Genomic DNA, 12,443 nt, shown 5'->3' on the forward strand with positions numbered 1-12,443 from the left:
GAACATTAAAGAACAGCAAATGAATACCAAAAATTCATCGGCCCACTATTAAAGTGGCAGCATAGATTTTCGTATTCCCATTTCCAATCCCCGTAATTCTGCAAGTCCCTTTAACCTTCCTATCGCCGAATAGCCTGGATTTGTTTTTTTCTTAAGGTCGTCTAACATTTTATGCCCATGATCGGGGCGCATCGGCATTCTGATGTCTTTCCTGCCTTGTTCACTGCGTTTAAGTTGTTCTTCTACCAAAGCCTTTACTACACCATACATATCTACATCCCCCTCTAGATGGTTCGCCTCATGGAAGTTGCCTTTCTCATCTCTTTGTGTACTTCTCAGGTGAATAAAGTGAATGCGATTTCCTAGGCTTTTTACCATTTGTACCAAATCGTTGTCCGGACGAACCCCAAAGGATCCGGTACAAAATGTAAGTCCGTTATGGGGGCTATTAACGGCTTCGTACATTTCCATGATATCCTCTTCGGTACTTACTACTCTTGGCAGTCCCAATATTGAAAACGGAGGATCGTCTGGATGTATGCACATGTTTACACCTGAGCTTTCGGCCACAGGAATAATCTCCTTTAAAAAAGAGAACAGATTGTTTTTTAATTCTACTGCATCAATAGTATCGTAGGCAGCCAATATTTTATTGAATTCCTCCAAGCTATACCCCTCCTCGGCTCCGGGTAGCCCGGCAATAATATTGTTCACCAAAGCAGTTTGTTCTGTTGTACTCAATTGTTCTAAGTATACCCTAGCGGCTTCTTTTTCCTTTTCACTGTATCGCTCCTCTGAGAGCGGTCGTTCTAACAAATAGAGCTCAAAAGCAGCGAAAGCATTTTTTTCAAAACGTAAGGCTGTAGCGCCATTTTCTAATGGATATTCTAAATGTGTCCTTGTCCAATCCAAAACCGGCATAAAGTTATAACAGATAGTATCTATTCCGGCCGCCGCCAAATTTATGATGGTCTTCTTATAGTTGTCAATATACAACTGATAGTTTCCTTGTCGGGTTTTAATATTCTCGTGCACTGGCACACTTTCTACCACGGACCAAGTAAGCCCTGCTTCTGTAAGTAGTTTTTTACGCTTTACAATTTCGGGCACAGGCCATATTTCCCCATTTGGAATATGGTGCAGCGCCGTAACAATACCCGTCGCACCAGCTTGTTTTATATCCATTAAAGATACCGTATCCTTAGGGCCGTACCAACGCCATGTATTTTCTAATCTTAAACTCATATGGTTGCATTTATGGAGAATCCCTTCTGTTGTTATTTCGATACTTAAACCAAGATACCTCTAATCACTATGCAAGATAAAAATTTTATCGTGTACGTACACAAAATAAAAAACCATTGTTAAAAAATCTTTTTAAATCTCAACTCCTTTAATACCTTTGCCACATAAGCTATGGCAACTTATGCCAAGACATTTTGGAAAACCTATTCCTAAAAAAGCGACATTATATACCTTGTATTATGTCAAGAAGGCACTATGATCACAATTAAAGAAATTGCAGAAAAAGCCAAAGTTTCGGCAGGGACCGTAGATAGGGTCCTGCACAACCGCGGAGGAGTCTCCAAAAAGACGGAGGAAAGCGTAAAAAGAGTCCTCAAGGAAAATAATTTCACCCTAAATGTTATAGCTAGTAGACTCGCTTCGCGAAAAAAATACCACATAGCTACTTTAATTCCCAAACACAATTCTTCTAATTTATTCTGGAAATCGCCTCTTTTAGGCATCTTGGAAGCCGCCAAGGAAGTTGAGGAATACGGGGTCAAGGTCACTAATTTTCTCTATGAGCAAGTCTCACAAAGCTCATATATTGAGGAAGGAAACAACCTGATACATACCAAACCCGATGCCGTAGTCATTGCACCGACCTTTTATGATGAAACCAAGGATATTGTCACAAGATTAGAGGAAAAGAACATTCCTTATCTGTTTTTAAATATAGATCTTAAAGGGTTTAAAAACCTGTCTTTTATAGGTCAAAATTCCTTTGACGGCGGATATTTAGCTGGTAAACTTATGCATTTGAGTACCGGAGGAAAGCATCAGATTCTAATTGTCCAAACACACTTGCAAGACCATAATTATCACGTCACCAAAAAAAGAATAGAAGGCTTCACTTCCTATTATAAAGATCAGGGCACCAATTTAGAAATCGTACATTTTAACCTTCATAGCCTGGAAAACAAATCCTTCGTAAAAGAAGGCTTACATTCAGTTTTCAGTGCACATCCCCATATAAATGGAATTTATGTGCCTTCAAGTAGAATTTCAACTATTGCCAATGAAATAGATAGCCAACGGTTAAATCAAATTCGAATGATCGGTTATGATACCACAGCCCCTAATCTTCAATCTTTAAAAGAAGACAAAATAACATTTTTAATTTCCCAAAAATCTTTTCATCAGGGGTATCAGGCTGTTCTTTGTTTTTCGGATTTATTTATAAAAAAAACCCTCCCTCTTTCAAGAATATATTCCCCTTTGGAAATCATAACGAAAGAAAATATCTCCTACGGGAAAGGGTATAAAAAGGGAAGGCCCTTGTAGCGTTTCACCGCAAAATATCTGTTTCACAGATAAGTATTTATAAATATTTCAACAATAAACCAGCTTGGTGTTATATATTTTATAAAAAAGCTTTGACTTCCCATAATGCCTTGGGAGAGGCCGTAAAAAATGTTTTAAATTCCTCTCTTTTTGTGTTCAATATTTTGCCATAACCGTATTATTTACGGCAAATAACTATGATTTCAGAAATAAGTCCATTTTCGCCTTAAATTTGTTTGTCCAAGGCCTTTAAATTGGATAGTTTATAGTAATTTTATTGATTCAACCAAAAATGAACAAAAATCTATCTATTCATGATTAAAAGTAAATTTGATAAGGTAACCAGTTTTGAAAAACGTTTCGAAAAAATCAACACGGTTATCTTTGAAACTTCTGAGGTTGCGTCCAAAGCAGCCGCTTTGGAAATTGCCACACTAATTAAGAAAAAGCAGGATGCAAATGAGATGTGTGTGCTTGGACTTGCTACAGGATCTACTCCAAAACGCTTGTATGCCGAACTAGTTCGCTTACATAGGGAAGAGGGGCTTAGTTTTAAAAACGTCATCACCTTTAACTTGGACGAGTACTATCCAATGGAACCGGATGCTATTCATAGCTATGTCCGTTTTATGAAAGAGTTGCTTTTTAACCATGTTGATATTGCTCCTGAAAACTACCACATTCCGGATGGAACGTTAGCCAAGGAAGATATTGCTGACTATTGTAAGGAGTACGAAGCTAAGATTGATGCCTTAGGTGGAATAGATTTACAGATTTTAGGGATTGGTGGAAATGGTCATATTGGTTTTAACGAATCTGGATCATTACCAAACTCTAAAACAAGATTGGTTGCTTTAGACCATATCACAAGAGTTGCTGCAAGTTCAGATTTCCAGGGCTTAAACAACACTCCAAAAACAGCCATCACCCTTGGTATCAAGCAAATAATGCAAGCCAAACAAGTTCTTTTAATGGCTTGGGGAGAAGGGAAATCCTCTATCATCAGAGAATCTGTTGAAGGACCAATCACTGAAAAAGTACCTGCTTCTTATTTACAGGAACACCCTAATAGTATTTTCATTTTAGACCAAGGTTCTTCTTCTCAATTGACGAGAGTAAGTACGCCATGGATCGTAGAAGAGGTGAAGTGGGACGCAAAACTTATCAAGAAAGCCGTTGTAGGATTGGCCTTAAAATTGGACAAGCCTGTATTAATGCTTACCGAAGCAGATTATATTGAGAATGGAATGAGCGACTTATTGACGGAAGTTGGTAATGCTTATGACATTAATATTAAAATATTCAACAAACTTCAGCACACTATCACTGGATGGCCAGGAGGTAAACCTAATGCTGATGACACCAATAGACCAGAAAGAGCAGAACCTGCAAAAAAACGTGTTCTAATTTTCAGCCCACATCCAGATGATGATATCATTAGTATGGGAGGTACTTTTATGCGTTTGCAAGAACAAGGTCACGAAGTACACGTAGCCTACCAAACTTCTGGGAATATCGCTGTTGCGGATGATGAGGCACTTCGTTTCTCTGATTTCGTTATCGACTACAACCGTTCTTTTGGAATAGACAATGAGAAGTCTGTTGGAATTTACAAAAAGGCTACCGAGTTTATAAAACACAAGAAAACTAGCGAAATAGACATTCCTGAGGTTAGAAACATCAAAGGCCTTATTCGTCGTAGTGAAGCAAGAGCAACCAGTCACTATGTTGGACTTTCGGATGACCAAATTCATTTTAACGATTTACCGTTTTACGAAACAGGTACCATTGAAAAAAATCCTTGGGGAGAAGCCGATATTAAAATTACGATGGATTTAATTGAGCAAATTAAACCTCATCAAATTTACGCCGCTGGAGATTTAGCCGATCCGCACGGAACCCATAAAGTATGTTTGGATATTATTTTTGAATCTTTAAAGCGATTGAAAAATGAAGAATACATGAAAGACTGTTGGGTTTGGTTGTACAGAGGTGCTTGGCAAGAATGGGATATCGAAGATATTGAAATGGCAGTACCTATGAGTCCTAGTCAGGTATTAGCGAAACGATATGGAATCTTTAAACACCAATCTCAAAAAGATGGTGTAGTATTCCAAGGGTCAGATTCTAGGGAGTTCTGGCAACGTGCCGAAGACCGAAACGGCGAAACTGCAGCTAAATACGATGATTTAGGCCTTGCCCATTATGCGGCAATGGAAGCCTTTGTTCGATATAAATTTTAATCGGAACTAAGAACCATATAAAAGAGGCTGCCTTGTCGGGCAGCCTCTTTTTTTTATGAAGATAATCGTTCTAAAACTCCAGTTCAAAATATAAGCTGCTCGCCTCATTTTCTTCGGTTACATCTTCTCCCTTTAGCAGCTCTCCGGACTCATTCAATACCTTTAGATTCAATTTCCAATATCCTGTCATACTCAAGGACAATTGTCCTTGATACATTTGGGATGTTGCATCATAGGTTAAATCTTTATTATTCGGAGAACCGTGGTTCCCCATACTGGTCATTCTCGGATCTAGGGTTATGGTGTAATTTTCTACCAGTGAAAATTCTTTCATACTCTCCATTTTGTACAACACTGCCGCCATATTATTTAAACCTTCTTTAGGCTTTTGCGGCGAAACCATGGCCAATACATATTTTACATTATCGCTACCAGTGAATGTGGTTACCTTTTGCTTACCATCGGTCGGATGGTTAACATCTATGTTTTTTTTGACCGTATATTCCGTCCCCTCTACCTTATAGTTAAGGGTCAAGTCCCAATATTCGTCTTCATTGCCTGCCATCTGAAACACTAAATACCCTTTTAAAACGGTATTATTTTCTGTTGCCCCCAATAAAGACTTGGGGCCAGTATGCATCATAGCTTGCATGTACATCATCGGTGTCCAAGTAATTTTTGGATTGGCAAAATAAGTTTCCCTGTCATTGTCCTTAATACGGATATAAATTTCATTGTAACCCGTAGTAAAACCTTCGCCATCTGCATAGAGTTCTACGGTATGCCCATTAGCCTCCATTTGGCTTACCATATTAAATTGGGCCATAGGATTCTCTTCTATAATTGGGGAATCATCTTCCTTGGAACAAGAAGTTGCTCCCATGCTAAGAATAATAGATGCTAATATTAATTTTATCGTTTTCATCGTCATTAGTTTTATTTTATTGAATAAGTCAGTGTTAAGAATATATTTCGTCCCATTCTTGGAATATTTTTCCAATCAGTATAAGTTGAATACTCTTTGTCAAAAATATTTTCGACTCCAACTTTGGCCATGATGGAGTCATTGTTCATATAAAAGGTCTTCCCTATGGAGATAGAAAAGACGGTATAGGCCAAGGTTTGGTCTTCCCCGTATTCGGGATTATAATTTACTTGCTTGGTCGCCCCAGACATCTTAACGGCCACAGAGAAGGTGTTTTTATCGTACTGAACCCCTGAGCGATAGGAAAGGGGGCTAATAAAAGGCAAATTTGCGCCTTGGTTATCCGTTCCAAGATGATAAGAAACATCCCCTGTCCATTTTAATTCTGGCAGTAGCGCATACTCGGCATCTAAAGAGGTATTAAACAGCCTGGCATACGACAAGTTTTTATACATCTTTACGCCATCGGCCCCAAGGGTCATAGCACTTAGTGAAGGGTCTACCACCCCTATTATATAATCCGGGATATGGAAAAAATTAGCCTCGGCACTTATATTAAACTTGGGCTTCACATAGGATAGTTTGGCATTGACCTCCATAGATTTTTCATTTTTAAGCCTTGGGTCCCCTACATAATCGTGGTTATCAAAACTGTTAAACAGGTAAAACCCATATCCTTCGGTGACCGAAGGAGCCCTATCGCCATATGATACTCCGGCATTTAGGTGCCAAGGCATCCACATTTTGTGCCATTGTCCGGAAATACTTTTTAGGAAACGGGGTTTGGAAGCTTCCATCTCTGGATAAAATATCCGCAGACTATTTAAGCCAAATTCATCGGCTACATTCTGATTCTGTAGCGCTATTCTAGTTGCGATTTTTAAGGAACTCCCTTTTAAACTCAATTCATCCTCAACATAAATTGCGCCATTAGCAGTGCGCACATCGGGCCAAGTAAGCATAAACATTGGTTTCTCATTGGGGTCCTGTGGGTACATCGTCATTTCTGCCAAGGACCTATTGTAATACCCATCTACCTTGAACATTAATTTATTGCTGTCCCCATTAAGACGTGCTTCGGAGAAAAACCCATAGGTATCGCTCCAGCCAGGCATATCCATATGTATGGCCACATCGGGACGATTGGTATCGTCCATCACATGGGTAATGGTATTCATGTAGAGTTTAGAATTCCAATGTTGTAAACGCCCCCCCAAGGAGTCCTGCTCATACCCTATCGAGCCTATAATCGCCTTTGCCGAAGAAACATCCATAGGCAGTGCCGGATAGCCCACATCACGGGCCTCATCAAATATAAAACTTGCAGTTATGGCATTATCATCGGTCAATTTATAGCCTAAATTTGCAGAAATATTATATTTTGTAAACTGTGAAAACAGCACTTCCTTGTCGCCACCAGCCTTATAATTCTCTGTCTTGCGATAAATAATATCCGTATCGGCATAAAATTTAGCACCGGAATAATTCAACTCACCCCCTATTATGGATTGTTGGTTATTGCCTTCAAATCCGGACTCCACACCTCCTCTAAAACCTGTATTTCTAAAATTGCTCTTATCGAGCTCTAAATCTATGGCTCCACCGATAGTATTTCCGTGTTTCGCGCCTTGTTGTCCTGATGCGATGTGCGCCTTTGATAAATTAGAGGCATCTACATAGGAGGTTATAGGATCCATCTTATCGGTACAGGCACCAAAAATTCGCATCCCGTCTATGGTCACTGAAAGACGTTCCGAAAACATATTGTTTAAGGTAGGCTCCCAAGCATAACCTCCTCTTTTTACCATGGCAACCTTTTTGGAAGATTCCAAAAACTCATCTAAAGATGATAGGGGCTTAGCCTGTTTGCGGAAATTAAAGGCCTTTTGGGCCGAAATCATAATAACCTCCTCTAGATTGATCATAATAATAGAGTCTTGGGGAAGCACTAATTCCTGGGCCGAGATAAAGCTAGGGAAGGCTACACACCCCATTACAATTCCCTTACATAACCCATGTTTATACAATGCCAAAAGTGTATGACAAACCCTTTGGACAGATTCTTTTACTTTCATCTGTAAGTTTTAAAGATTATAAAAAGTCTAATAAAACGTGAGGCCAAGGCACAGCACAGCTGTGATATCAATAATCATTTCCAATAAGGGGCAATGAGTATTGTAACCAGGTCGGTTTTATTTGATTCTATTTATAAAAAAATAAACGGAAGCCCATATGAAGTTGTTGGACATAAGTCCTAGGAACAACCTATATAGCAGTATGGAGGTTATACTCCTTCTGGTGGTTTGGCAATATCTGTTAAGAATTCTCTAGAAAATAGATTTGGAGTAGATTTAAAATTGTCTTGAGCAGTATCGTTGTAGTTTTCCAAACCAAAATTAAATACGGATTCAAAAGAGGTAATAAACTGAATTTCTAGTTTGGAAGGATTGGCTTCAAAGGGGTTTTCTTCACTCCCCTCAGATTCCTTGGCCAATTGTTTTGCCAAATAGCATTTTCCGTCACAATTTAGTAGCGGTTTATCACGGTTCTCACATAAATTTTCAACAATATAATCATAATTTACTGCGTACTCTGCTACCGGCCAAAATGGCTTTATCAGCATTAGTATCCCAACAAACAAGACGAATTGTTTCCTCAATTTATATTTAATTTCGCGTAACGGTACTTAGTAGTTTCCAAAAGGCTTCTAACAAACTATAAATCCAATTACAGTGCGAAGATAACACCCGGAATTATCAAAAAAAAATGACTAATGTCAGTTTTTACAAATTAATCTTTGGCGATGTATAATTGTTTCAACCAAAAGATCATGCGTTTTAGTGATAATCACTTTTTATTAAATGCCATCGCGAATAAACATAATTGGCTGTCATTATGGTTTTTCCCAGCATGCCTTTAGCCCGTCCTAAAAAGGAAATGCTTCCTAATTGCGTGATTATTATGTCGTTTAGTGCTATCTACGGGATTTGATCTAATACCATTTTTTTTTGCGTTAGGGACCGCGGCGGCATCCCCGCAGCGCAGCAAGGGATATAGCCAAGGGCCCGCCCGACGAAGGAGGGAACGCCCAAATAATTTTTAAACAAATTATACAATCTTAAAGTTATCCAACCTCTTATAATGACATTCTACCACTTTTAAACTAGAACTGACATGCTTTCTGAGAAGTACTCCGGAACTTATGAGAGAACCAAATTATTTTTGTGTCAAAAGAAAATAAGGTGAACCGCCAGGGTGTTGTTAATTTGATTCCCGAGCAAAACATTTATAAATTTTTATAAACGAGGAGCCGCTTTCATCTAAAAATGGGACAAGGCAATCTTTGAGAAAAATAATACGTATTTTTGCTGAACACTAAATTAATTGTCAATGTTTTCCAAGGCCTGCGAATACGGTATTAAAGCCACTATTTTTATTGCTGTTAAATCTTTACATGACCAACGCGTGAGTCTAAAGGAAATTGCCGAAGAAATAGATTCGCCAGTAGCTTTTACTGCCAAAATTCTACAATTATTGGCAAAAAGCGGCATTGTAGATTCTCATAAAGGCCCTACAGGTGGGTTTCAGATGGATAGGACCGGTATAGACAATGTAAAAGTATATGATATTGTTTGTGCCATTGATGGAGACAAGATCTTTAATGGCTGCGGGCTTGGATTAAAACAGTGCGATGCTGAACACCCCTGTCCCGTGCATGATAAATTTATAGGTATTAGGGAAAACCTCACTACTATGTTGCAAAAAACGAGTATGTTTGAACTGGCCACAGGGCTAGATATTGGTCTTACCCAATTAAAAAGGTAAACCTTGGCAAATATCTATCCAAGCATAAAAGCATAAAAAGGATACCATCTAAGCTATACCTCAAAAATACGAGTGGGTACTACGCTATTCTATTGGCGCTTTCTTGTATCTTGACCTATACAGGCTTACTATACTTGGGAGACTCTCCATTGGATGCGAAAAACCATGCCATTCCCCTTCTCTTCGAAATTGGTTTGACCAATGCCCTTATACCACCACAAGCTTCTCTTTGTACTGGAACAACTTTTAAATTTTTGAGTGCTTCAACAACCTGTTCGAAAAAGTTTAATACAAAATAGCTCAATTTACCCCTCTCCTTATTACTTAAAGCCAAAGGTATCCTTGACTATAAAAAATGTTGCTGCTTTTATTTCGGATATTTTTGTCTTAAATAAAAATAATGTATACTTTTGTCATAAGTAAATCATTTCAATGCATTTAAAGGCATCCAAACATTGTTCGGGAACCTTATAATAAGCCCCTAGACAATGTTCTTTTAAGGAACATTTTACCTAAGAAGTATAGGATGATGGAAATTTTTAGGGTATTATTTTTTAATGTATAGGGTTTTCATACAATCCAATAAAGGATATTTAGGTCTTTTTATCATTTAATAGCAATGAATAAAATACATATACCCTATAGATAAAAAACAAATTTAGGAAACAACCTTTAATCACAGGTATTATGGAAGTAATTAACAATCCCGAACTAACGCATTTGCATATAGGGAGTGCCTTAAAAGTTTTAAAAATAAACGCTACTGCCGGAATGGGAATGCCGCTTCATCACAGCACTAAGGAAGGCGTAATTATAGTTCAACAAGGTGAGGCACGGCTAAAGTCTAAGAATAACATTTTTTTCTTACAAAAGGGCAGCTCTTTTTTAATCCCTGCCGGCTTAGAGCATAGCCTTACAATACTAAAAGATTTTAAAGCGGTTGTCGTAATGGCGATTGATTCAAATATAAATTTTAAAAATTGAATAACATGGAGAATTTAATGACCAAAAACATTGGGGAAATAGTAGCTGAAAACTATAGAACCGCACAAATTTTCAAAAATCATAAAATAGATTTTTGTTGTAAGGGAAATAGAAGTATCCAAGAGGTTGCTGAATCCAACAAATTAGATGCTAACATCCTATTGCAGGAAATAGGAAGGGTAACACAAAAAAGCACGGACGATTCTATTGATTTTAAGGAATGGCCGTTAGATCTTTTAGCCGATTATATTGAGAAAAAACACCACCGGTATGTAGAGGCACAAATCCCGGTATTGAAGCAATACTTAAGTAAACTCTGTAGGGTTCATGGGGAGCGTCATCCTGAATTACTTAAAATCACTGAACATTTTAACAAATGTGCAGGAGAACTGACCATGCATATGAAGAAGGAAGAATTAATCATTTTTCCGGCCATAAGCAATTTACTAAAAGCTCAAAAAGCAAGAACCAAACTAACCCCTGATAAATTTGGAACGATAGACACTCCCATCCAAATAATGATGGAAGAACATGAGAATGAAGGAGGTCGATTTAGGTTAATCGATAGTTTGAGCAATCATTACACTCCTCCTGCCGATAGCTGTAACACCTATAGGGTAGTTTTTTCCTTGCTTCAAGAATTTGAAGAGGATTTGCATCGTCATATTCATTTAGAGAATAACATCTTATTCCCTAAGGCTCTTGCTTTGGAGAAGCTTATAAATGCTTAAGGCTTTCATTCAATCGATAGTAGTCAGATCTGGACAACTTTAGCTGCAGGAGGTCATTTAGAAGTACACTTTGAATAATCTCTTACTTGTCCCCTTACAGCTATTGCTCCTTTACACAATAATGAATGCCTATAAAATAGCGATCAATTGGCCTCAAAAAAATCAAAAAAGCAAATCAGTTCCATAACGAAAATAAGACCGATGAAAACAAAACCTATTAAAAGACATATTTCTTTGCAACCTATAAGCCACGATCATCATCACAGTTTATTATTATGCTGGAAAATTAGGACCGGAATATCTAAAGGTATGGACCCATTACGAATAAAACGATATGCCGATTGGTTTTTTGAACATCATATACAACCTCACTTTATATTGGAAGAAAACCTGATTTTTCCCATTCTGGGGGACCAACATGTCCTAATAAAAAAAGCGCTGCACGATCACAAAAGACTACGATCTCTATTTAAAAATACTGGTGATATGGGAACAACGATTCGTTCTATTGAAAAGGTGCTAACAAGCCATATAAGGTTTGAAGAACGCATTTTATTTTATGAAATACAAAACTTGGCTACGGAAGAACAACTACAATGGATATCTATGGCGCATACAGCAGAAAAATTTCGAGAAAACACGGCAGATACATTTTGGGAATAACTCTTAGGCCTAGGTAAGAGCTGCTATCCTAGAGTCCAGATTAAATGAAATAAGGCGAGCAGAAAAGACAAATTTTCAAAACAAAAATTAAAACAATAAAATGAGCATACGCGAAAAACTGGTCGCAAAGACAAATTCAGCTATGCGAATAAGATGCTTGTACTGGGCACAGCCGAAGTATGACCGTTAAAAAACAATAAATAAAACACCTATGAAACTATATCAAAATTTACTGAGTGAATTTAAACGAGAACAAACCGGATATGCTACTACCGGTATCATTGCGCAAAGCTGTATTGGATCTATTGCGGCAATGCTTCAACTGATGAGTGAAGTACCTGCCCTTTCAAAGTTTGTTCTTCTGTTTATTGTCACTATTTTATGCATGGCCTACAACGGGGCTGTTTTGGCGCAATTAAATTCAAAGACTACCTTTAATTTATTAATTGCAAGTATATTATTTAGCATTATGACCATAGTTATAAATCTGATATAAGCCAGCAG

The 12,443-nt window shown here is 37.9% G+C and carries 11 protein-coding genes; 7 read left to right on the forward strand and 4 right to left on the reverse strand.

The window, feature by feature from the left end; all coding sequences use genetic code 11:
* Positions 1–48: 48 nt before the first annotated feature.
* Entirely contained in the window at positions 49–1,245 is a 1,197-nt protein-coding gene (gene uxuA, locus BUA16_RS09115; protein ID WP_072764441.1) for a mannonate dehydratase, read from the reverse strand.
* Positions 1,246–1,500: 255 nt separating this feature from the next.
* Here uxuA and BUA16_RS09120 point away from each other — a divergent pair, with 255 nt between their 5' ends.
* Together BUA16_RS09120 and nagB are read left to right on the forward strand one after the other, a co-directional pair.
* Entirely contained in the window at positions 1,501–2,568 is a 1,068-nt protein-coding gene (locus tag BUA16_RS09120; protein ID WP_072764442.1) for a substrate-binding domain-containing protein, read from the forward strand.
* A 314-nt stretch (positions 2,569–2,882) separates the two neighbouring features.
* Positions 2,883–4,811 (forward strand): glucosamine-6-phosphate deaminase, encoded by a 1,929-nt coding sequence (gene nagB, locus BUA16_RS09125; protein ID WP_072764443.1) that lies wholly within the window; start codon positions 2,883–2,885, stop codon positions 4,809–4,811.
* Between the two features lie 70 nt (positions 4,812–4,881).
* Here the strand turns inward: nagB and BUA16_RS09130 are convergent, their stop codons facing one another.
* The 3 genes from BUA16_RS09130 to BUA16_RS09140 all read right to left on the reverse strand — a co-directional run bounded on the left by BUA16_RS09130 (position 4,882) and on the right by BUA16_RS09140 (position 8,395).
* Positions 4,882–5,736, reverse strand: coding sequence for a hypothetical protein (locus tag BUA16_RS09130; RefSeq protein WP_072764488.1), 855 nt, complete (start codon positions 5,734–5,736; stop codon positions 4,882–4,884).
* 11 nt (positions 5,737–5,747) lie between these two features.
* Positions 5,748–7,811, reverse strand: coding sequence for a TonB-copper family protein (locus tag BUA16_RS09135; protein ID WP_143150481.1), 2,064 nt, complete (start codon positions 7,809–7,811; stop codon positions 5,748–5,750).
* 209 nt (positions 7,812–8,020) lie between these two features.
* On the reverse strand, positions 8,021–8,395 hold the full coding sequence (locus tag BUA16_RS09140) for a hypothetical protein (protein WP_143150482.1): 375 nt from the start codon (positions 8,393–8,395) through the stop codon (positions 8,021–8,023).
* A 731-nt stretch (positions 8,396–9,126) separates the two neighbouring features.
* Here BUA16_RS09140 and BUA16_RS09145 point away from each other — a divergent pair.
* The 5 genes from BUA16_RS09145 to BUA16_RS09170 all read left to right on the forward strand — a co-directional run bounded on the left by BUA16_RS09145 (position 9,127) and on the right by BUA16_RS09170 (position 12,435).
* Positions 9,127–9,561 (forward strand): RrF2 family transcriptional regulator, encoded by a 435-nt coding sequence (locus BUA16_RS09145; protein WP_072764445.1) that lies wholly within the window; start codon positions 9,127–9,129, stop codon positions 9,559–9,561.
* Between the two features lie 687 nt (positions 9,562–10,248).
* The gene (locus BUA16_RS09155) at positions 10,249–10,545 is read left to right on the forward strand and encodes a cupin domain-containing protein (protein ID WP_072764447.1); all 297 of its coding nucleotides are present in this window, start codon (positions 10,249–10,251) and stop codon (positions 10,543–10,545) included.
* Positions 10,546–10,550: 5 nt separating this feature from the next.
* On the forward strand, positions 10,551–11,276 hold the full coding sequence (ric, locus tag BUA16_RS09160; protein WP_072764448.1) for an iron-sulfur cluster repair di-iron protein: 726 nt from the start codon (positions 10,551–10,553) through the stop codon (positions 11,274–11,276).
* Between the two features lie 201 nt (positions 11,277–11,477).
* The gene (locus tag BUA16_RS09165) at positions 11,478–11,939 is read left to right on the forward strand and encodes a hemerythrin domain-containing protein (RefSeq protein ID WP_072764490.1); all 462 of its coding nucleotides are present in this window, start codon (positions 11,478–11,480) and stop codon (positions 11,937–11,939) included.
* A 211-nt stretch (positions 11,940–12,150) separates the two neighbouring features.
* Positions 12,151–12,435 carry a hypothetical protein gene (locus tag BUA16_RS09170; protein WP_072764449.1) on the forward strand — a complete coding sequence of 95 codons (285 nt, stop codon included), beginning with the start codon at positions 12,151–12,153 and terminating at the stop codon, positions 12,433–12,435.
* Positions 12,436–12,443 lie beyond the last annotated feature (8 nt).

The organism is Arenibacter nanhaiticus (assembly GCF_900141935.1).
GTDB lineage: Bacteria > Bacteroidota > Bacteroidia > Flavobacteriales > Flavobacteriaceae > Arenibacter > Arenibacter nanhaiticus.